This is a genomic window from Leclercia sp. LTM14 (assembly GCF_023736175.1).
Taxonomy (GTDB): Bacteria; Pseudomonadota; Gammaproteobacteria; order Enterobacterales; family Enterobacteriaceae; genus Enterobacter; species Enterobacter barmai.
This window is the reverse complement of record NZ_JAIKTT010000001.1, coordinates 646,580-667,891: the sequence shown is the minus strand read 5'-3', so window position 1 is coordinate 667,891 and position 21,312 is coordinate 646,580. Positions and strand designations below refer to the sequence as shown.

General features: G+C 61.4%; 19 protein-coding genes. 13 read left to right on the top strand and 6 right to left on the bottom strand.

Features of this window, described 5'->3' with window-relative positions; genetic code table 11:
- The first annotated feature begins 41 nt into the window (after nt 1–41).
- The 5 genes from menD to menE are packed head-to-tail and all read left to right on the top strand — an operon-like array spanning nt 42 to nt 5,662.
- A complete protein-coding gene (gene menD / locus K5I40_RS03130; RefSeq protein WP_223073712.1) occupies nt 42–1,712 on the top strand; it encodes a 2-succinyl-5-enolpyruvyl-6-hydroxy-3-cyclohexene-1-carboxylic-acid synthase in 1,671 nt (556 codons plus the stop codon).
- Entirely contained in the window at nt 1,709–2,485 is a 777-nt protein-coding gene (menH, locus tag K5I40_RS03125; RefSeq protein WP_223073713.1) for a 2-succinyl-6-hydroxy-2,4-cyclohexadiene-1-carboxylate synthase, read from the top strand. Before menD ends, menH begins: the two co-directional genes overlap by 4 nt.
- Nucleotides 2,482–3,339, top strand: a complete 858-nt coding sequence (gene menB, locus K5I40_RS03120; RefSeq protein ID WP_138369868.1) for a 1,4-dihydroxy-2-naphthoyl-CoA synthase — start codon at nt 2,482–2,484, stop codon at nt 3,337–3,339. The genes menH and menB overlap by 4 nt, the downstream gene beginning before the upstream one ends.
- Nucleotides 3,339–4,304: an o-succinylbenzoate synthase gene (menC, locus tag K5I40_RS03115; RefSeq protein WP_223073714.1), complete on the top strand. Its 966-nt coding sequence runs from the start codon at nt 3,339–3,341 to the stop codon at nt 4,302–4,304. Before menB ends, menC begins: the two co-directional genes overlap by 1 nt.
- Nucleotides 4,301–5,662 (top strand): o-succinylbenzoate--CoA ligase, encoded by a 1,362-nt coding sequence (gene menE / locus K5I40_RS03110; RefSeq protein ID WP_223073715.1) that lies wholly within the window; start codon nt 4,301–4,303, stop codon nt 5,660–5,662. Before menC ends, menE begins: the two co-directional genes overlap by 4 nt.
- Here the strand turns inward: menE and K5I40_RS03105 are convergent, their stop codons facing one another.
- From K5I40_RS03105 to K5I40_RS03095, 3 genes are read right to left on the bottom strand one after another with little or no spacing between them, the layout of a single operon-like run.
- Nucleotides 5,663–7,177 (bottom strand): tripartite tricarboxylate transporter permease, encoded by a 1,515-nt coding sequence (locus K5I40_RS03105; RefSeq protein ID WP_223073716.1) that lies wholly within the window; start codon nt 7,175–7,177, stop codon nt 5,663–5,665. It abuts the gene before it with no gap.
- Between the two features lie 11 nt (nt 7,178–7,188).
- Nucleotides 7,189–7,620: a tripartite tricarboxylate transporter TctB family protein gene (locus K5I40_RS03100; RefSeq protein ID WP_223073717.1), complete on the bottom strand. Its 432-nt coding sequence runs from the start codon at nt 7,618–7,620 to the stop codon at nt 7,189–7,191.
- Nucleotides 7,621–7,631: 11 nt separating this feature from the next.
- Nucleotides 7,632–8,612, bottom strand: coding sequence for a tripartite tricarboxylate transporter substrate binding protein (locus K5I40_RS03095; RefSeq protein ID WP_223073718.1), 981 nt, complete (start codon nt 8,610–8,612; stop codon nt 7,632–7,634).
- Nucleotides 8,613–8,762: 150 nt separating this feature from the next.
- On the opposite strand from K5I40_RS03095, the gene tctD reads away from it, so the two are divergent.
- From tctD to yfaU, 8 genes are all read left to right on the top strand, one after another.
- Nucleotides 8,763–9,437: a transcriptional regulator TctD gene (tctD, locus tag K5I40_RS03090; protein ID WP_039030995.1), complete on the top strand. Its 675-nt coding sequence runs from the start codon at nt 8,763–8,765 to the stop codon at nt 9,435–9,437.
- Nucleotides 9,424–10,833 carry a sensor histidine kinase gene (locus K5I40_RS03085; protein WP_138369872.1) on the top strand — a complete coding sequence of 470 codons (1,410 nt, stop codon included), beginning with the start codon at nt 9,424–9,426 and terminating at the stop codon, nt 10,831–10,833. The genes tctD and K5I40_RS03085 overlap by 14 nt, the downstream gene beginning before the upstream one ends.
- 130 nt (nt 10,834–10,963) lie before the next feature.
- Entirely contained in the window at nt 10,964–11,506 is a 543-nt protein-coding gene (locus tag K5I40_RS03080; RefSeq protein WP_039030997.1) for a YfaZ family outer membrane protein, read from the top strand.
- Between the two features lie 92 nt (nt 11,507–11,598).
- Entirely contained in the window at nt 11,599–12,798 is a 1,200-nt protein-coding gene (locus K5I40_RS03075) for a nicotinamide mononucleotide deamidase-related protein YfaY (RefSeq protein WP_039030998.1), read from the top strand.
- A 200-nt stretch (nt 12,799–12,998) separates the two neighbouring features.
- On the top strand, nt 12,999–13,781 hold the full coding sequence (locus K5I40_RS03070; protein ID WP_039030999.1) for an IclR family transcriptional regulator: 783 nt from the start codon (nt 12,999–13,001) through the stop codon (nt 13,779–13,781).
- A gap of 13 nt (nt 13,782–13,794) precedes the next feature.
- Nucleotides 13,795–15,000: an L-rhamnonate dehydratase gene (gene rhmD / locus K5I40_RS03065; RefSeq protein WP_039031118.1), complete on the top strand. Its 1,206-nt coding sequence runs from the start codon at nt 13,795–13,797 to the stop codon at nt 14,998–15,000.
- A gap of 50 nt (nt 15,001–15,050) precedes the next feature.
- Entirely contained in the window at nt 15,051–16,340 is a 1,290-nt protein-coding gene (locus tag K5I40_RS03060; RefSeq protein ID WP_138369874.1) for an MFS transporter, read from the top strand.
- Nucleotides 16,341–16,356: 16 nt separating this feature from the next.
- On the top strand, nt 16,357–17,157 hold the full coding sequence (gene yfaU, locus K5I40_RS03055; RefSeq protein WP_223073719.1) for a 2-keto-3-deoxy-L-rhamnonate aldolase: 801 nt from the start codon (nt 16,357–16,359) through the stop codon (nt 17,155–17,157).
- A 39-nt stretch (nt 17,158–17,196) separates the two neighbouring features.
- Here the strand turns inward: yfaU and glpC are convergent, their stop codons facing one another.
- The 3 genes from glpC to glpA are packed head-to-tail and all read right to left on the bottom strand — an operon-like array spanning nt 17,197 to nt 21,219.
- Nucleotides 17,197–18,387: an anaerobic glycerol-3-phosphate dehydrogenase subunit GlpC gene (gene glpC, locus K5I40_RS03050; RefSeq protein ID WP_223073720.1), complete on the bottom strand. Its 1,191-nt coding sequence runs from the start codon at nt 18,385–18,387 to the stop codon at nt 17,197–17,199.
- Nucleotides 18,384–19,601, bottom strand: coding sequence for a glycerol-3-phosphate dehydrogenase subunit GlpB (gene glpB, locus K5I40_RS03045; RefSeq protein ID WP_223073721.1), 1,218 nt, complete (start codon nt 19,599–19,601; stop codon nt 18,384–18,386). Before glpB ends, glpC begins: the two co-directional genes overlap by 4 nt.
- On the bottom strand, nt 19,591–21,219 hold the full coding sequence (gene glpA, locus K5I40_RS03040) for an anaerobic glycerol-3-phosphate dehydrogenase subunit A (RefSeq protein ID WP_223073722.1): 1,629 nt from the start codon (nt 21,217–21,219) through the stop codon (nt 19,591–19,593). Before glpA ends, glpB begins: the two co-directional genes overlap by 11 nt.
- Between the last annotated feature and the right edge of the window lie 93 nt (nt 21,220–21,312).

The following is a 21,312-nucleotide window of genomic DNA, read 5'->3' as shown; positions in this document are numbered from 1 at the left end:
ATTATTTATACTACGTCGCAATATTGATACCGGACAATTCCATGTCAGTGAGTTCATTTAACCGACGCTGGGCGGCGGTGATCCTCGAAGCCCTGACCCGCCATGGGGTCAGGCACGTTTGCATCGCGCCAGGTTCGCGCTCGACGCCGCTGACCCTGGCCGCTGCTGAAAACCATGCCTTTATTCATCACACCCATTTTGATGAGCGCGGCCTCGGACATCTGGCGCTGGGGCTGGCAAAAGCCAGCGACGCGCCGGTGGCGGTCATTGTCACCTCCGGTACGGCCGTGGCGAATCTCTATCCCGCGCTGATTGAAGCCGGTCTGACCGGTGAAAAACTGGTCCTGCTGACCGCCGATCGCCCCCCGGAGTTAATCGACTGCGGCGCAAACCAGGCCATTCGCCAGCAGGGTATTTTTGCTTCCCATCCCTCTCAGACTCTGTCGCTGCCGCGCCCGACCCGGGATATTCCTGCCCGCTGGCTGGTCTCGACGGTGGATAACGCCCTGGGCGCGCTGCGTGCGGGCGCGCTGCACATTAACTGTCCGTTTGCAGAGCCGCTGTATGGCGAAATGGATGATACCGATCTTGACTGGCAGCAGGCGCTGGGCGACTGGTGGCAGAGCGATAAACCCTGGCTGCGCGCACCGGCGGAGCTTTCAAGCCCCATCCAGCGCGACTGGTTCTTCTGGCGGCAGAAGCGCGGCGTGGTGCTCGCGGGCAGGATGAGTGCCGAAGAGGGCAAACAGGTGGCCCAGTGGGCGCAACGGCTGGGCTGGCCGCTGATTGGCGACGTGCTCTCCCAGACCGGACAGCCGCTGCCGTGCGCCGATCTCTGGCTCGGCAACGCCAGGGCCGTCACCGAGCTGGAGCAGGCGCAGATTGTGGTGCAGCTTGGCAGCAGCCTGACGGGAAAACGACTTTTACAGTGGCAGGCTACCTGCACGCCGGAAGAGTACTGGCTGGTGGATCCGCACGACGGGCGGCTCGATCCCGCGCACCATCGCGGGCGTCGGCTGGTCTCCGGCGTGGCCGACTGGCTGGAACGGCATCCGGCGGAAAAACGCGCCCCCTGGGCAAGCGAAATCCCCGAACTCTCCCGCCAGGCCTGGGCGCTGACGGCGCAACACAGCGACGCATTCGGCGAGGCGCAGCTCGCGCACCGCATCCATCGCTATCTGCCCGAACAGGGACAACTGTTTGTGGGCAACAGCCTGGTGGTGCGCCTGATTGACGCCTTCTCCCGCCTGCCGGCGGGCTATCCGGTGTTCAGTAACCGGGGGGCCAGCGGCATTGACGGGCTGATCTCCACTGCCGCCGGGGTTCAGCGCGCCAGTGCCCGTTCGACGCTGGCCATTGTCGGCGATCTGTCGGCGCTCTACGATCTGAATGCGCTGGCGCTGCTCCGTCAGGCCTCAGCGCCCTTTGTGCTGATGGTGATCAACAACAACGGCGGGCAGATTTTCTCCCTGCTGCCGACCCCGCAGAGCGAACGGGAACGCTTTTATCTGATGCCGCAAAACGTGCAGTTTGAACATGCCGCGGCGATGTTCAGCCTCAGGTATCAGCGCCCTGAGAGCTGGGATGAACTGGAGAGCGCGCTCAACACGGCGTGGAGCAAACCCGGCGCCACGCTTATCGAAGTGGTGGTGAACGACAGCGACGGGGCGCAGATGCTGCAAAACCTGCTGGCGCAGGTAAGCCACCTGTGATCCTCGCGGGAACGCAGCGTAAAGGTCAGGCGGATAAACCCTGGCTGGTGTTCCTGCACGGTTTTTCCGGCGATTGCCGCGAATGGCAACTGCCGGGCGGGCATCTGGATGCGTATCCCCGGCTGTATCTCGATCTGCCGGGGCACGGCGAGTCGGCATCCATTGCGGTGAGTAATTTCGCTGACGTCAGTCGCCTGCTGGAACGCACCCTTGTTAGTTACAACATACTAAACTACTGGCTGGTGGGGTACTCCCTTGGCGGCCGCATTGCGCTGTATCACGCCTGCCAGCGGCCCGATGGGCTGCTGGGGCTGATTGTCGAGGGGGCGCATCCCGGTTTGAGTGATGAACATGCACGCGCCAGCCGCCGCGCCTCCGATGCCCACTGGGCGGCGCGTTTTCGCCAGGGGCCCCTGGAAGCGGTGTTTGCCGACTGGTATCAACAGCCGGTCTTTGCCTCGCTCACCCCGGCGCAGCGGGAGCAACTGGTCGCTCTGCGTAGCCACAACAACGGGACGACCCTGGCCGCGATGCTGCAGGCCACGTCCCTGGCAGAACAACCCGATTTACGGGCGGCGCTCGCTGAGAGCACCGTCCCTTTTTTCTATCTCTTTGGCGAGCAGGACCACAAGTTTCGGGACATTGCCCGGCAACTTTCTGCGATCCGCCATGAAATTCCTCACGCCGGACATAACGCCCATCGGGAAAACCCCGTTGCGGTGGCTGAGCGTCTGGCCCAGATACTCCGTCTTTCAACAAAGGACACTCTATGATCTACCCTGATGAAAACATGCTCTACGCACCGGTGGAATGGCAGGACTGCTCCGAAGGCTATACCGACATTCGCTACCACAAATCGGCGGACGGCATCGCTAAAATCACCATCAACCGTCCGGAAGTGCGCAACGCGTTTCGCCCGTTAACCGTCAAAGAGATGATCCAGGCCCTGGCGGATGCCCGTTATGACGACAACATCGGCGCGATCGTCCTGACCGGGGAAGGTGAGAAGGCGTTCTGCTCCGGTGGCGATCAGAAAGTGCGCGGCGACTACGGCGGATACCAGGACGATGCGGGCACGCACCACCTGAACGTGCTCGACTTCCAGCGCCAGATCCGCACCTGCCCGAAACCGGTTGTCGCGATGGTGGCGGGTTACTCCATTGGCGGTGGTCACGTCCTGCATATGATGTGCGACCTGACGATTGCCGCCGAGAACGCCATTTTCGGCCAGACCGGCCCGAAAGTCGGCTCCTTCGACGGCGGCTGGGGCGCGTCTTACATGGCCCGCATCGTCGGTCAGAAAAAAGCGCGTGAAATCTGGTTCCTGTGTCGCCAGTACAACGCCCAGGAAGCGCTGGATATGGGCCTGGTGAACACCGTGGTACCCATTGCCGACCTCGAAAAAGAGACCGTGCGCTGGTGTCGTGAAATGCTGCAAAACAGCCCGATGGCGCTGCGCTGCCTGAAGGCGGCCCTGAACGCCGACTGCGACGGTCAGGCCGGGCTGCAGGAGCTGGCGGGCAATGCCACCATGCTGTTCTACATGACCGAAGAGGGCCAGGAAGGACGTAACGCCTTCAACGAGAAGCGCCAGCCGGACTTCAGCAAATACAAACGGAATCCGTAATGCGTAGCGTGCAGATCTACCGCTGGCAGATACCGATGGACGCGGGTGTGGTACTGCGCGAGCGGCGGTTAAAAACCCGCGACGGTCTGTTCGTTTATCTGCAGCACGACGGACGGGAAGGGTGGGGAGAGATCTCCCCCCTACCGGGCTTCAGCCATGAATCGCTGGAAGACGCAGAAGCTGCCCTGCGGGCCTGGTGCATAGCCTGGCGTGACGGCGAAGAGCCGCTGCTGCCGGGCGTGGCGTCGGTGGATTTTGGCATCAGCTGTGCGCTGGCCGAGCTGGCTGGCCTTTTACCTGATGCGGCCAACTACCGCGCGGCGCCGCTCTGTACCGGCGATCCCGATGAGCTGTTTGCCGTCCTCGCCGCGATGCCGGGCGAGAAAGTGGCGAAGATCAAGGTCGGCCTGTATGAAGCGGTGCGTGACGGCATGGTGGCGAACCTGCTGCTGGAAGCCATCCCGGATCTGCGCCTGCGCCTGGATGCTAACCGGGCCTGGACCCCGCTGAAGGCGCAGCAGTTTGCGAAGTACGTTAACCCTGCGTACCGCGATCGGATTGCCTTTCTGGAAGAGCCCTGCAAAACCCGCGCGGACTCGCTGGCATTTGCCCGTGAGACCGGGATCGCCATCGCCTGGGATGAAAGCCTGCGCGAGGACGATTTTGAATTCGCGGCCGAGCCGGGCGTCAGGGCGGTGGTAATCAAGCCCATGCTCACCGGCAGCCTTGCAAAGGTGCACGAGCAGGTGAACGCGGCGCATGCCCTGGGGCTGACGGCAGTGATCAGCTCGTCCATTGAGTCGAGCCTCGGCCTGACCCAGCTGGCGCGCATTGCCGCGCAGTACACGCCGGATACCGTTCCCGGCCTGGACACCCTGAACCTGATGCAGGCGCAGCTGCTGCGCACCTGGCCGGGCAACGCCTTGCCTTGTCTGGGCCGCGAGGCGCTGGAGCCGCTGCTATGACCTTTTCCGACTGGCCGTGGCGGCACTGGTGCGCGCATAAAGCCGATCGACCGGCGCTGCGGCTGAATGACGATGTGCTCACCTGGCATCAGCTGTGCGCGCGTATCGACAGCCTTGCCGCCGGGTTCCGGCATCAGGGTGTTAAGGACGGCGAGGGCGTCATGCTGCTCGCCTGTAACCACCCGCAGACGCTGCTGGCCTGGCTAGCGCTGCTCCAGTGCGGGGCGCGCATTCTGCCTGTGAATCCCCAGCTTCCGGGACCGCTGCTGGACGTGCTGCTTCCGCAGATGACGCTGAACCATGCGCTGGTGCTGGACGGCGCCTATGACGGCATCGCTTTACTTAGCCTCTCAGAGATGCCGGGTGAGTATGCTGTCCCCTGGCAGCCGGAACGTCTGGCCTCCATGACGCTCACCTCCGGCTCGACGGGCTTGCCGAAAGCGGCGGTGCACACCTGTGCGGCGCATCTTGCCAGCGCAGAAGGGGTTCTGGCGCTGATGCCCTACAGCGATGATGACGACTGGCTGCTCTCCCTGCCGCTGTTCCACGTTTCTGGCCAGGGCATTTTGTGGCGCTGGCTGCAGGCTGGCGCGCGCTTAACCGTACGTGAAAAACAGCCGCTGGAGCAGGCGCTGCAGGGCTGCTCCCATGCCTCTCTGGTGCCGACACAGCTCTGGCGTCTGCTTAATGCTCAGCATCAGGTTGCGCTGAAAGCCGTCCTGCTCGGCGGAGCGGCAATTTCTGTTGAATTAACGGAGAAGGCGCGCGAGCAGGGTATTCGCACTTTCTGCGGTTATGGTCTGACGGAGTTCGCCTCAACCGTCTGTGCGAAAGCGGCGGACGGCGAGCCGGACGTTGGCGCTCCGCTGCCCGGCAGGGAGGTGCAGGTTGTTGACGGTGAGGTCTGGATCAGGGCGCAAAGTATGGCGGCAGGCTACTGGCGGGACGGGGCGTTACTCTCCCTGACGAATGCTCAGGGCTGGTTTGCCACCCGCGATCGCGGGGAGTGGCAAAACGGGCGTCTGACCATTTTAGGCCGTATGGATAATCTCTTTTTCAGCGGGGGAGAGGGGGTTCAGCCGGAAGCCGTTGAGCGGATCATCGCCACGCATCCGCAGATAAGCCAGGTGTTTATCGTTCCGCTGGACGACGCCGAGTTCGGGCAGCGTCCGGTCGCGGTGGTGGAGTGTGAGCCGGGAACTGATATTGCCCGCTTCCCTGACTGGATCCGGGGCAGGGTGGCGCGCTTTGAACAGCCGGTACACTGGCTGGCATTGCCCGCTGAGCTAAAAAATGGCGGGATTAAAATCTCCCGCCAGGCGTTAAAACAGTGGGTCAATGCCCTGCTGAGAGGCTAATCAGCCAATATCTGGCTGCGGCTTGCGCTGACGGCGGCGCACCAGACGCAGAACCGGCGGCACCACGATCACCATAATCGCCATCGCCAGCAGGATCTTCGTCACGCTGCTTTCCCACAGGATCGCCATATTGCCGTTGCTGATGGAGAGGGCGCGGCGCAGGTTCTGCTCCAGCATTTCCCCTAACACAAACCCTAAGATCAGCGGCGACATCGGGAAGTGCATCTTGCGCAGGATGTACCCCAGCACGCCGAGCAGCACCATCAGCACCAGGTCGAAGGTGGTGCTGTGCACCGCGTAGACCCCAACCGCAGAGACGGCTGCAATGGCGGGCACCAGGAACCACAGGGGAATGGTCAGCATGCGGGTGAAGAGGCCGATCAGCGGGATGTTCATCACCAGCAACATCACGTTGGCGATCAGCAGCGCCGCAATCAGACCCCAGACAATATCCGGCTGCTCGGTAAACATCGCCGGACCCGGGGTGATGTTATAGAGCGTCAGCGCGCCCATCATCACCGCCGTGGTACCGGAACCCGGCACGCCGAGCGTCAGCATCGGGATAAACGAACCGCAGGCCGAGGCGTTGTTTGCTGCTTCGGGCGCCGCCACGCCGCGAATATCGCCTTTGCCGAAGCTGTCGCTGTTACCGCTCAGCTTTTTCTCGGTCATGTAGGTGATAGCACTGGCGATGGTCGCCCCCGCGCCGGGCAGAATGCCGACGAAGAAACCAATTACCGAGGAACGCAAGGTGGCGCCGATACACTGCGCACCCTCTCTGGCGTTAAAAATCATGCGGCCGGTTTTGCGGACCAGCGTCTGCCCGCTGCTGGTATGTTCCAGCATCAGTAAAATTTCAGAGACCGAGAACAAGCCAATCACCACGACGATAAACTGCACGCCGTCAGACAGGTGAACGCTGTCGAAGGTAAAGCGATACACCCCGGTGTTAGCATCCACGCCGACGGTGGCTAAGCCTAAGCCAATCAGCGCGGATAAAAACGACTTCAGCGGATTCTGCGCCATCATGCTGCCGAGGCAGGCGATGGCGAACGCCATCAGCGCAAAATACTCAGCCGGACCAAACGCCAGCGACCACTGGGCCAGCGCCGGAGCAAACAGGATGATGCCGCCGATGGCAATCAGCGACCCGAAGAACGAGCTGACCGCCGAAATGGAGAGCGCCACCCCGCCGCGTCCCTGCTGCGCCATCGGATAACCGTCCAGCGCGGTCATGATGGCGGCAGCGTCGCCGGGCACGTTAAGCAGTATCGACGAAATACGCCCGCCGTACTCGCAGCCGATGTAAACCGTCGCCAGCAGGATCAGCGCCGACTCTGCGGGCAGGTGCAGGGCAAAGGCCAGCGGCAGCAGGATCGCCACGCCGTTGATGGGCCCCAGGCCCGGCAGCAGGCCGACAATGGTCCCGACGAAACAGCCGATCAGGGCAATGACCAGGTTTTCCGGGGTCATCGCTACCGCGAACCCCTGAGAGAGATAAATCCAGGTATCCATAGCGTGCTCCGTTAGTTAAACCAGGCGCCGAGAGGCAACGTCACGTCCAGCAGGCGGTCGAAGGCGTACCAGAGTAAAATGCCCAGCACGATCCCGGAGATCCCCGCCGCAGGCAGCGAGGCGTTAAACAGCATGCCAATTACCATCGTCAGCAGGGCGGTGGCAATCGGGAAGCCGAGCCACTCAAAGCCCCACGCGTAGGTCAACAGAACAATCACCATCACCAGCAGACGTTGCAGGGTGCGGCGTAGCGGCCACTGCACGTCATCCGGCTGTCGCAGCAGCAGGGCGACGGAGCAGAGCAGCATCAGGCCGACAATGCCCATCGGGAAAGGGCGAGGCCCCACGGGTTCATAGCTGTATTCGCTGTGGATCTGCCAGGCGACGAACAGCCCGCCAATACAGAGCAGCAGCCATATCCCGGCAAAAATACGATCGCTCATAGCGCCTCCGGTTATTTCGCCAGTCCAAAGGATTTCGCCTGCTCGCGGTAGTCATTCACCTGTTTTTTAACGTACTCATCCAGCTGCTTGCCGTTGAGGTTAAACTCAAACAGCCCGCGCAGATCGCGCTGTTTCTTAAACTCTTCGGTCTGCTGAAGTTTGTTGAACGCGTCGACCCACCACTGGTACTCGGCATCGGTCACTTTTGGCCCGACGAAGAATCCGCGGATGATTGGCCAGACCAGGTTATAGCCCTGCTCTTTGGCGGTCGGGACGTTCGCCAGCTGCCCCGGCAGACGGTTTTCCGAGAAGACCGCCAGCACGCGGATTTTATCGCCGCTCAGGTAGGGCACCATTTCACTGAGATCGCCCGAGACAGCCTGAACGTGATTGCCCATCAGCGCCGTGACGGGCTCGCCGCCGCCCTCAAACGCCACATAGCGCATCTTGTGTGGATCCACTTTTGCCTGCTGCGCCAGCAGGGCGGCTTTCATCCAGTCCTGGCTGCCGATCGATGCACCCGCGCCAATCACTACGCTGTTCGGATCTTTTTCCATGGCGGTCAGCAGATCCTGAAGGGATTTCCACGGGGAGTCTGCCCGCACGGCGATCATGCCGTAATCGGTGCCGACGGTGGCGAGCCAGCGCACGTCATCCACACCGTAGCGGCCAAATTTGCCCTGGGAGAGGTTCAGCAGCGAGCCGCCGGAAAAGGCCACCACGGTGCCCGCTTCGGCAGGGCGCTGGGCGACAATCGCGTTATAGGCCACCGCGCCCACGCCGCCGGGCATGTAGGTGACGCGCATCGGTTTTTCGATAGCCTTCGTCTCCAGCAGGCTGACCTGAATCAGCTTGCAGGTGAGATCAAAGCCGCCGCCTGGTTTAGCCGGGGCGATACATTCGGTGCGGGACGGGGCATCCTGCGCCTGGACGACAGAGGCACTCAACAGCAATACGCTTGCAGCAAGGGTAGAAAGTAATTGTTTTTTCATCGTTTATCCTCACGCCGGAGAACCGGGAGTACGGGTACAGGTCTTTTTTCTGATTATGTGAACCACCTTGTGGCGATTCCGTTGCGTGATTGTTAAAACATTAACCTTTCATTTCCCTTTCACTGCGACACCAACTTTACAGGATGTGATATGCGTCTCTTACTCGCGGAAGATAATCGTGAGCTGGCTCACTGGCTGGAGAAAGCGCTGGTGCAGGGTGGCTTCGCCGTGGACTGTGTTAACGACGGCCGGGCGGCCGACCATCTGTTGCAGGGTGAAAGCTATGCCGTCGCCGTCCTGGATATCGGCATGCCCGGTTTTGACGGGCTGGAGGTGGTCCATCGCCTGCGCAAGCGCGGCCAGACGCTCCCCGTGCTGTTTCTCACTGCCCGCAGCAACGTGGCGGACAGGGTGACAGGGTTGAATGCCGGGGCGGATGACTATCTGCCGAAGCCGTTCGAGCTGGAGGAGCTCGATGCCCGGCTGCGCGCCCTGCTGCGCAGAAGCGAAGGGCGGACCCAGGAGCGTCAGCGCCTGGGGGAGCTGGAGTACGACGATGAAGGCTTTTTTCTGCTGCGCGATGAGCCGCTGTCCCTGACGCCGCGCGAGCTCTCACTGCTGAAAGTGTTGATGCATCGCCGGACCCGCCCCGTCTCCCGACAGCAGCTTTTCGACCAGGTGTTCAGCCTGAACGACGACGTCAGCCCGGAGAGTATCGACCTCTATATCCATCGCCTGCGCAAAAAGCTGAGCGGCAGCGGGGTGCGGGTAACCACCCTGCGCGGGCTTGGCTACGTGCTGGAGTGCGGCGATGAGGTGGGTTAAGCCGCAGTCGCTTTACTTTCAGCTGCTGCTTTTTCTGGGCCTGCCGTTGCTGCTGTTGTGGGGATTGTCCGCGTTTAACAGCTACGTCAGCGCACTGCAGGCGGCGACGCAGGCCTACGATCGCACCCTGTTATCCTCGGCGCGGACGGTCTCCGAGCGGCTGGTGGTTCACGACGGCAGGCTCGAGGTGAATGTGCCCTGGGTGGTGCTCGACAGCTTTGAGCTCAACATGAACGACCGGCTTTACTACAAGGTGGTCGCCCCCGACGGGCGGGTGATCTCCGGTTATGACGATCTGCCGAAGATGCCCCCTTCAACGTCGCGTACGACGCTCTACCCGGCGCTGGCCTGGTTTTATCATACCGAATACCGCGGGCAGGCGATCCGCGTGGCGAAACTGCTCCAGCCCGTCAACGAGGACGGTATTGTCGGCATGGCGGAGATCTATGTCGCCGAAACGCTGCAGTCCCGCCGCTATCTCGCCAGCAGCTTGCTGTTCTCGTCATGGGTATCTCAGGGGATGCTGGTCCTGCTGACGCTGATTTTAACCGCCTGGCTGTTGCGCCGCGTGCTGCGCCCGATGCGCCAGCTCTCATCCCTGATGGTCCGGCGCGAGCCGGGGGTGCTGGCCCCGCTGCCCGAGCTGCTGCCCTGGTCAGAAACCCGGCTGCTGATCGTGGCCTTCAACCGCTATATTGACCGGCTGCGCGGGGTGCTTTCGCGCCAGGAGCGCTTCAATGCCGATGCCTCTCACCAGCTCAAAACACCCTTAGCGGTGCTGAAAACGCAGGTCTCGGTTGCCCTGACGCGGGACGATCCGGCGCTGTGGCAGGAGAGCTTACGGGCGATGAACGTGACGCTGGATAACACCATCGTGCTGACCGAGCGCCTGTTACAGCTTGCGGCGGTGAAGCGTAAAGAGCAGGAGGAGCACCCGTTTGCCGCCGTCGATCTGGTGCAGGTGGTGCAGAATTGCTGCTTCTCCCGGCTGGCGCAGGCGCGCAGCAAAGCGATCGATCTGGGATACGACGGTGAGCAGCAGCCGGTGATAATCGAAGGAGATGAAGTTTTGCTGGGCGAGCTGTGCGCCAATCTGCTGGAGAATGCGATTAAATACACGCCGGAGCAGGGGATGGTGACGGTGTACCTGCGCACGCATAACGGCGCGGTTGAGCTGAGCGTGGAAGACAGCGGTCCGGGAATAGCCGAGGATCTGATCCCGCAGGCCATGCTGCCGTTTCGCCGTCTGGATAACGTGGGCGATGCCAGCGGATCGGGCATCGGTCTGGCGCTGGCGAGCGATATTGCCCGCCTGCACCGCAGCCATCTTCAGCTGTCGCGCAGCGAAACCTCTGGCGGGCTGTGCGTGAAAATGCGTTTTCTCCTGATGGCATAAAGGCAGATATTATCAAATCGTTACAAACTAATTGTCTGACGCACGCAGAGTCCATTGATCCCTGAGAGTCTCAGGGTAAAATCTCGCGGTTTTGGGACATTCATGAATAAAATTGTGCGGGATCACGACAATGAAAAAAGTGGCATTACTGGGCTTAAGCGGCCTGATGTTTGTATCTGCGGCGGCTAACGCTATCTCCTTTAACGGCTCGGCGGGCGAGGATTATACCCACCTGGGCTTTGGCCTTGGCACGGATAGCGCAGGTCTGGCGATGACCGGTGGCTGGACGCATAACGATGACGACGGCGATGCGGCAAGCCTGGGGCTGGGGTTCAATATCCCTCTTGGCCCATTCCTCGCAACCGTCGGCGGTAAAGGCATTTACACCAACCCGAACGACGGCGACGAAGGCTACGCGGCAGCGGTCGGCGGCGGCCTGCAGTGGAAAATTGGCGACAGCTTCGGTCTGTTTGGCGAGTACTACTACTCTCCGGACTCCCTCTCCAGCGGTATCGACAGCTATGAAGAAGCCAACGCCGGTGCGCGCTGGACTATTATGCGTCCGATTACCATTGAAGCGGGCTACCGCTACCTGAACCTGGCGGGCAAAGATGGCAACCGCGACAACGCCATTGCTGATGGCCCGTACGTGGGCGTGAGCGCAGGCTTCTGATCCCTTCGGCGCGGCGTTCTGCCGCGCCTGTTTCTCTCCCTCTCCCCGCCGATTGCGTTATAGTGTTTTCACCACCTAAGCGGGAGAACACAATGATAAACGTGGAGATGCTGTCCACTGGCGATGAAGTGCTGCATGGACAAATTACCGATACCAATGCGGCCTGGCTGGCTGATATTTTCTTTGAACAGGGATTACCGTTAACGCGGCGTAATACGGTGGGTGACTCGCTTGAGGCACTGGTTAACGTTTTGCGCGAGCGCAGCGAACACGCCGACGTGCTGATTGTGAATGGCGGGCTCGGCCCAACCAGCGACGATCTGAGCGCGCTGGCCGCCGCCACGGCAAAAGGCGAAGAGCTGGTGCTGCACACCGAGTGGCTCAGCCATATGGAACGTTTCTTCAGCGACCGCGGCAGGGTGATGGCGCCCAGTAACCGCAAGCAGGCCGAAATCCCGGCCAGCGCGGAGCTGGTGGATAACCCGGTTGGCACCGCATGCGGCTTTGCTATTCAGCTTAACCGCTGTCTGATGTTCTTCACCCCCGGAGTGCCCTCCGAATTTAAGGTGATGGTCGAACAGGAGATCCTGCCGCGACTGCGGGCCCGTTTTACCCTTCCTGAACCGCCGATTTGCCTGCGTCTTACTACCTTTGGCCGCTCCGAAAGCGATCTGGCCCAGAGCCTCGATCATCTCGCTTTACCGCCGGGCGTCACGATGGGGTATCGCTCTTCGATGCCGATTATCGAACTTAAACTCACCGGCCCGGCGACGGAAAAAGCCGCGATGCTGGCGCTGTGGCCAGAAGTTCAGCGCGTCGCGGGTGAGAATCTGATTTTTGAAGGTACCGAGGGGTTACCGGCGCAGATCGTTCGTGAACTGCAGGCCCGTCAGCTAGGCCTGACCCTGAGCGAGCAGTTCACCGGCGGGCTTCTGGCTCTGCAGTTATCCCGCGCCAACGCCTCGCTGCTGGCAAGCGAAGTGGTGCCTTCTCAGGAAGAGACCCTGGCGCAAACCGCGCACTGGGCCGCCGAACGTCGGGTGAACCACTTCGCCGGGCTGGCGCTGGCGATCTCGGGGCTGGAAGAGGAGCATCTTAACTTTGCCCTTTCTACTCCCGAAGGCACCCACGGCCTGCGCGTCAAAATGAGCGCCACGCGCTACAGCCTGGCGGTACGTCAGGAGGTCTGTGCGATGATGGCGCTGAATATGCTGCGTCGCTGGCTGAACGGCAAACCCGTTGCCAGCGAGCATGGCTGGATCAACGTGGTTGAGTCGCTGTTCCTGCCGTAACCGTTGCGCGCCGGGCTCCCCGCCCGGCGCCTGTTTGTCCAACCTGTTGTACTCGCCAGATTTTTTTCCGTGCTGTTTATCACATAATTCCACTGCTGCTTGTCCAGCAGGCTGGATAGCGCGCGAGATTTGAACTCGCTCACAAATAAACTCCCTCACAGCCGCAACACTGATTCCAGTATTCAGGACTGGAGTCCACTATGCTGGAATCAAGCAAAGTACCGGCGCTGACCCGCGCCATTGATATTCTCAATACCATTGCCCGTCTGGGGCCGTGCAGCGCCGCGACCATCATCGAAGAGCTCGGCATCCCGAAAAGCACCGCCTATCTGCTGCTGGGTGAGCTGAGAAAACAGCGCTTTCTGAGCCTCGATAACCAGGATAACTACTGCCTGTGGACCAAGCTGGTGGAGCTGGCAGGCCACGCCGTCAGCCGGATGGATCTGCGCGAGCTGGCGCGCCCGCGCCTGACCCGGCTGATGGACGAGTGCGGCATGCTGTGCCATCTCGGCATCATCGATCACGATAACGCCTACTACATTCTGAAGATCGAGTCCCCGGCCACCATCAGCGTGCGCTCCCATGAGGGCAAAAGCCTGTCGCTCTCCCGCTCGGGCATTGGCAAGTGCCTGCTTGCCTGGCAACCCACCCAGACGCAGGAGGCGATTATCGCCGGTCTGAGCTGGGAGCGAGCCACCCCGACCACCATTACCGATCCCGGGCAGCTGCGTAGCGAGCTGGCACGCATTCGCGCCAGGGGCTGGAGCTTTGATAACGGCGAAGACTACCCCGACGTGCGCTGCGTGGCGGCCCCGGTCTTTAATGCCAGCAACGAACTCACCGCGGCGATCTCGGTGGTGGGCACCCGGCTGCAAATCAACGAGGACAACCGCGACTACCTGGCCGGTAAAGCCATTGCCTGCGCGAAAGACATTTCCCGCTTACTGGGCTGGAAAAGCCCCTTCGAACAACACGCCTCATAAAATGGAGAACATCATGACCCTACCAAAGATTAAACAGATCCGCGCCTGGTTCACCGGTGGCGCTACGGCAGAGAAGGGCGCTGGCGGCGGCGATTATCACGACCAGGGGGCTAACCACTGGATCGACGACCACATCGCCACCCCGATGAGCAAATACCCGCAGTATGAGCAGTCGCGCCAGTCGTTCGGCATTAACGTCCTCGGTACGCTGATTGTCGAAGTGGAGGCCGACAACGGCCAGACCGGTTTTGCCGTCTCCACCGCAGGAGAGATGGGCTGCTTTATCGTAGAGAAACACCTCAGCCGCTTTATTGAGGGCAAGTGCGTCAGCGACATCAAGCTCATCCACGACCAGATGCTCGGGGCGACGATGTTCTATGCAGGCTCTGGCGGGCTGGTGCTGAACACCATCTCCTGCATCGACCTGGCGCTGTGGGATCTGTTCGGCAAGGTGGTTGGGCTGCCGGTCTACAAGCTGCTGGGCGGTGCGGTGCGGGATGAAATTCGTTTTTACGCCACCGGCGCGCGCCCGGACCTGGCGAAAGAGATGGGCTTCATCGGCGGTAAAATGCCGACTCACCGGGGGCCGCACGACGGCGACGCCGGGATCCGCCAGGATGTGGCGATGGTGGCGGAGTACCGGGAAAAATGTGGCCCTGATTTCTGGCTGATGCTGGACTGCTGGATGAGCCAGGATGTGAATTACGCCACGAAGCTGGCCCACGCCTGTGCACCCTATAACCTGAAGTGGATTGAAGAGTGCCTGCCGCCGCAGCAGTATGAAGGCTACCGCGAGCTGAAGCGCAATGCCCCGCCGGGCATGATGGTGACCAGCGGCGAGCACCACGGCACCCTGCAGTCCTTCCGCACGCTATCGGAGACCGGGATCGACATCATGCAGCCGGACGTGGGCTGGTGCGGCGGCTTAACCACCCTGGTGGAGATCGCCGCCATCGCCAAAGCCCGTGGGCAGCTGGTGGTGCCGCACGGCTCGTCGGTCTACTCCCATCACGCGGTGATCACCTTCACCAACACGCCGTTCAGCGAATTCCTGATGACCAGCCCGGACTGCGCCACGCTGCGTCCGCAGTTTGACCCGATCCTGCTCGATGAACCGGTGCCGGTGAATGGCCGCATCCACAAATCGGTGCTGGATAAACCCGGTTTCGGCGTCGAGCTCAACCGTGACTGCGCCCTGAAACGTCCTTACAGCCACTAAACCGCCGCGCCGCGCACCGGCGTGGCGTCACCGTTCACTGAGGATTGTCTATGAGTATGACTCTGCTTGACGGCGTGGTCAGGAAAAACCGCGCCCGTCTGATCCCGTTTATGCTGGCGCTGTACGTGCTGGCGTTTCTGGATCGCTCCAACATCGGCTTCGCCAAGGAGAGCTACCAGATCGATACCGGGCTCAGCAACGAAGCCTACGCGCTCGGGGCCGGGATCTTCTTTGTGGTCTATGCCCTGCTGGGGGTTCCCGCCAACCTGCTGATGCGCAAATTCGGTGCCCGGACGTGGATTGGCACCACCACGCTGCTGTGGGGATTCCTCTCTGCGGCGATGGCGTGGGCCGATACCGAAAGCAAATTCCTGCTGATCCGCACCCTGCTGGGGGCGGCGGAAGCGGGCTTCTTCCCCGGCATGATCTACCTTACCTCCCAGTGGTTCCCCCAGCGCAACCGCGCCAGCATCATGGGGCTGTTCTACATGGGCGCGCCGCTGGCGCTGTCGCTCGGATCGCCGCTCTCCGGCGCGCTGCTGGAGATGCATGGCTTTATGGGCCATCCCGGCTGGTTCTGGATGTTTGTTATCGAAGGGCTGATCGCCGTGGGGGCCGGGGTCTTCACCTTCTTCTGGCTTGACGATACGCCGCAGCAGGCACGCTTCCTGAACGCAGAGGAGAAACAGGCGCTGATCAACCAGCTGGCGAGTGAAGAGCAGAGCAAAGCGACGTCACGCCTGAGCGATGCCCTGCGCAATGGCCGGGTCTGGCAGCTGGCCTTTATCTACATGACCATTCAGATTGCCGTTTACGGGCTGATCTTCTTCCTGCCGACCCAGGTCGCTGCGTTGCTTGGCACCAAAGTGGGCTTTACCGCCTCGGTGGTGGCGGCGATCCCGTGGGTTGCCGCGCTGTTTGGCACCTGGCTTATTCCGCGTTATTCCGACCGCACCGGCGAACGGCGCAATATCGCCACCCTGACGCTGCTGGCCGCCGGTATTGGGGTAGGCGTGTCGGGGCTGGTGTCGCCGGTACTGGCGATAATGGCCCTGTGCGTGGCCGCGGTGGGGTTCATTGCCGTGCAGCCGGTCTTCTGGACCATGCCGACGCAGCTGCTCTCCGGCACCGCGCTGGCGGCAGGGATTGGCTTCGTCAACCTGTTTGGCGCGGTGGGCGGTTTTCTCGCCCCGCTCATCCGGGTGGAAGCCCAGAACGTCTTTGGCAGCGATGCCGCCGGGCTGCTGGCGCTGGCCGCCATCGCCATTCTCGGATCGCTGGCGATCTTCGTGCTGGGAGTGACCCGCTCCGTGCCGCAGGCCGACCGCATACATCATTAATTTTCAGGGAGTTATTATGCAGAACGTTCTTTCTAACCCTTTTAAGCAGGCCCTGCGAAACGGCGAACCGCAGATTGGGCTGTGGCTGAGTTCCACCTCGTCCTATATGGCGGAGATAGCGGCAACCTCAGGCTATGACTGGCTGTTAATCGACGGGGAGCATGCGCCCAACACCGTTCAGGATCTCTACCACCAGCTGCAGGCGATTGCCCCTTATGTCAGCCAGCCGGTAATCCGCCCGGTTGACGGCGAGCGCAGCCTGATCAAACAGGTGCTGGATATTGGTGCCAGAACGCTGCTGATCCCGATGGTCGACAGCGCAGAGCAGGCGCGGGAGATCGTCTCGGCTACGCGCTATCCGCCGCTGGGCACGCGCGGCGTCGGGGCAGGGGTGGCGCGAGCGGCGCGCTGGGGACGAGTCGAAAATTACATGGCTCAGGCCAATGACGAGCTCTGCCTGCTGATTCAGGTGGAGAGCAAAACGGCGCTGGATAACCTGGATGCGATCCTGGAAGTGGAGGGGATTGACGGCGTGTTTATCGGTCCGGCCGATCTGTCGGCATCGCTGGGTTATCCGGACAACGCCGGGCACCCGGAAGTCCAGGCGATTATCGAGCGCAGCATTCGCCGCATTTGTGCTGCGGGTAAAGCCGCAGGCTTTCTTGCAGTCGATCCACAGATGGCGCAAAAGGCGCTGAGCTGGGGGGCGACCTTTGTTGCGGTAGGCGTGGACACCATGCTCTACACCGACGCCCTCGACAGGCGGCTGGTGATGTTCAAAACGCCGTTATCCGCGGCCAGTAAAACGAGTTATTAATCAGGGGCAGCCCGGCAGTGACGTTCTGCCGGGCGCTTGCTAAACCAGCGCCTGTGCCAGCAGGCTAATGGGATGCTCGCAGCGCTTGTGGGTGGACATCTCAATCTGCCATTTACAGGTTTCACAGTCGGTCACCACAAGATCCGCGCCGCTCTCCTCAATCTGGCGGAACAGCGGGGCACCTATCGCCTGTGATGTTTCGTAGTTTTCCCGCTTAAAGCCGTAGGTGCCCGCGATGCCGCAGCAGCGCGAATCCAGCACCGTTAGCTCCAGCCCGGGGATCAGCTGCAGCAGCTCCAGCGTATAAAGAGCCCAGCCCATTTTTTCCATATGGCATGGCGTGTGATAGACCACTTTCAGCGGTAACGCCTTCAGGGGCAACGTCTGTCCGCCGTCCAGCTTGCGCCACAGAAAGCGCGTCGCCAGCTCGATATGTTCCCGCAGGCCGCTGTTATCGACATCCAGCAGGTGCGGATACTCATCGCGCAGCGTAAAGGTACAGGTGGACGAAGTCGCCAGCACCGGGATCCCCTTGTCGACAATGGCCTCGCGCAGCGACGAAACGTTGCTTTTCGCCTGCCTGCGCGCTTTATCCGTAAACCCGTTGGCAATGAGCGGCACGCCGCAGCACTTCTCTTTGTTGAGAAGCTGCACGCCGGTTCCCATGGCGTTAAGCACTTTCAGCAGATCTTTTCCCAGCTGCGGATGGTTGTAGTTCACGTAACAGCCGTGGAAGAAGGCGACCTGTTCGGCAAACTGCGTCTGTTCCGCCGCAACGGATTTATACCAGCGGCGGAAAGTCCCGTGAGAATATTTTGGCAGGCTGCGGTGGTGGTCGATTTTAAGCGTGGCGTCCAGCAGCTTGCGCACCGGCTGGAGTGAGGTAGCGGCATTCACCAGCGGGGCAAAGGGCGTTGAGAGGCTGCCCATCAGATCGGTATGGCTCAGAATGGCGTCCCGCAATGACGGCTTTTGCGTGCTGTAGCGTGCCCGGGCGCGCTGGATAATATCCCCGATGTTGACATCCGACGGGCAGGCCACCTCACAGCGTTTACAGTTGATGCAGTATTTCAGCGCCTCATCGTAAAGCCTGCCGTCCTTCAGGCGCAGGCGCTCGCCGTCGGGCCCGGCCTGCTTCGGACCGGGATAGCGCGGGTTCACGCCGCTGACCGGGCAGACCGTAGTGCAGACCGTGCATTTAATGCAGCTTTCGAAACGGGTATCGTTCATTGTTCAGCCTCCGTGCGCTGAATAATCTGCTCTGCAACGTGAAGTGCCGTTACGGCACAAACGCCTCCGCCACAGCCCTGGGTGATGGGATCGTATCCGCCCAGCACGGAGCCGATGGCGAAAAGATTGCCGATCGCCTTACCGGAAAGCTGCGGGTGCAGATGGGTATCCACGATAACGCCGAACTGCTGCCAGGGCTGCGGCGTAAAGAAATCGCTCTGATACCAGTCCGCGCGAGACGGACTTTGCCTGACATCCAGGCCCAGAATGGCTTCCCGGATCCCCTCGCGGGTGCTCAGCAGCCCGTTGCTGAAGAAGCTGCCGCTTGCCAGCACGGTGAAGTGCGCGCGCAGGGGAATATCGCCATGGTTGCGCGTCCATACCTCGCTGACTTCCCCCTCGGTCAGGGTGATTTTTTTCACCTCGTCTCCCGCCATCCACACGCCACCCTGCGCCACAAATTTGCGCTGGAGCTGGGTATGGAGGCGAATGCCGGGCACCGAAGGTGGAAGCCCAGGCAGTAACCCGAGCGTGCAGGGCAGGCGATCCGAAAGCCAGCGCCAGAGCCTGTTGTCGCTTAAGCCAAAGCAGGCGGGCATAAACAGGGCGTCACAGCTGTCGCCGAGCGGCCTGAGGGCGTCGTACAGCAGCGACCATCTCTCCTCGTTATCCAGAAAACGGGCGATGTTCACCGCGCGAAACTCGCTCGGGTTATCGCGCAGGACATCCAGTTCGGGCAGCTCAATCTCGGCCGCCTCGGCGTTAACGCCCTGGCGACACAGCGATGCCGCCGCAAGATGTGCCTGAAAATCAAGAAAACCGCTGATGCCCACCACCCGCACGCGCGCGGCATTAAAGGGGGCCACGGGCACCTCTTCAGGGCTGAGCCAGGCGGAGCGCAGTTTGCCAAGCGGCGTGACCCGCTGATGATTTTGCCTGGCGCTCCCCTGCAGACGCGCGCCGCACTCCGCCAGCAGCGCTTCGGTTTCCAGCGCCAGGCGGTCAATATGCTGCGCACCGGTCAGGTGATAAGGGTGCTCCGGCGGCAGTTTATCGCGGTAGCTTTCGTCCACCAGATCCAGCGAGCCCGACGAGAAGTGCAGGGCGCTCTGGCCCCGGGTGATAATGGCGCAGCGCAGCCCCTGCTTCGTGAGTTTGATGCCGCAGAGCAAGCCCGCCAGCCCGCCGCCGACAATCACCGTATCAAATTTCATCCTGTTGCTCCTTCTCAAGACCGCAAAGCCCCTGGTAGACCCAACGGGTAAACTCGGTTTCGCGCAGGGCATCGCCCCAGGCGACGGGCTGAATGCCTTTCCAGCGTTCATTCAGAAAAGCGCTGAGCTGATCCAGCGACTGGGTGGCGGTAGTGGTATTAAAACGCTGCAACAACCCGGCGGCACGACAGGCGCAGAGTTCGCCCTGGCAGGTGCCCATGCCCACGCGGGTGCGGCGACGGAGATCGAGCAGGCTATTGACCGTCAGGTTCTCCACCGCGTACTGCACCTCACCGGCGGTAACGGCTTCACATTCGCAGACCAGACTGCGGCTAAGCCGCCCTTCACCCAGCCAGGCCGGCGTCCTGTCGCCATGGCGATAGACGGCCGACCCGCGCAGCGGGGCAGGGAGGGAGATGATCTTTTGCAGCGTTTTCTCGGTGGGCTGCCGCGATCCGGGCAGCGGTTGTTCTGCGGTGACGCACGGCTGGCTATTGCCCAGCTTGCGGCAGACGGCATCGGTCGCAAGCTGGGCCATCAGACGGTAGGTCATCAGCTTGCCGCCGGTAATGGTAATGAACCCCTCCATGCCGTCGCGCTCAGCGTGATCGAGAAGCACGATGCCCCGGCTAACGTTACGTCCGCTCGGATCGTTATCGCTGGCGACCAGCGGACGCACTCCGGCATAGGCACGGAGAATGCGGGTCTGCGCCATCACCGGGGCCAGTTTTTCCCCTTCGCGCAGCAGGATATCCACCTCTTCGGCGGTCACGCGGTTGTCATCAATCTGGCTGTAGTCGACGTGGGTTGAGGTCGTCCCGATTAACGAAATGGTATCGCCCGGAACAAGGATATCGGCATCCGACGGCTTGCGGCAGCGGTTGATCACGTGGTTATTAATACGGTGGTCGAGGATCAGCAGCGAGCCTTTTGCCGGGAACATGCGAACCGACAGGTCGGCGTATTCCGCGATGCGCTGTCCCCAGATCCCAGCGGCATTAACGACCACGGAGGCAAACAGCTCGCTGTGTTCGTTGTATTGCGCGTTAAACAGCCGCACGCCACAGATGCGATCGCCTTCGCGGATAAGCCCGGTGACGTCGTGTCCGGTCAGAATGCGCGCGCCATGCTCGCGGGCGTCCAGCATATTGGCGGCCGTCAGGTGAAAAGGATCAACCGTACCGTCAGGCACTTTCACCGCCCCCGTCAGAGCCGGGTTGACCGAGGGCTCAATGCGGCGCGCGAGGGCCGGGTCGATGGCCTCGGCCGCAATCCCCGCCGCCCGGCAGGCGGTAATAAAGGTCGACTGAAAGGCGAGATCGTCTTCGGGAAGGGTGATAAACAGACCGTCGGTCGGTTCAATGCAGTGGCGGGCAATGCGCCGCAGGATCTGATTTTCGGCAATACACTCGCGAGCGGATTCACCGTCGGTAACCGCATACCGCGCGCCGCTGTGCAGCAGACCGTGGTTACGACCGGTTGCGCCTGTGGCAATATCATGGCGCTCCAGAAGCGTGACGCTCAGGCCGCGAAGGGCGCAATCGCGTGCGATCCCGGCACCCGTTGCACCACCGCCAATGATAATCACATCGCTGTAACCTGGATCGTGAATTGTCATTGTCATCCCTCAGTGTTCGTTTTTTATCATTTAGCCACATGAAAACTGTGGTTTGTTTGATTTCGAACACAAACGAGCGAAATTCGAAACTGA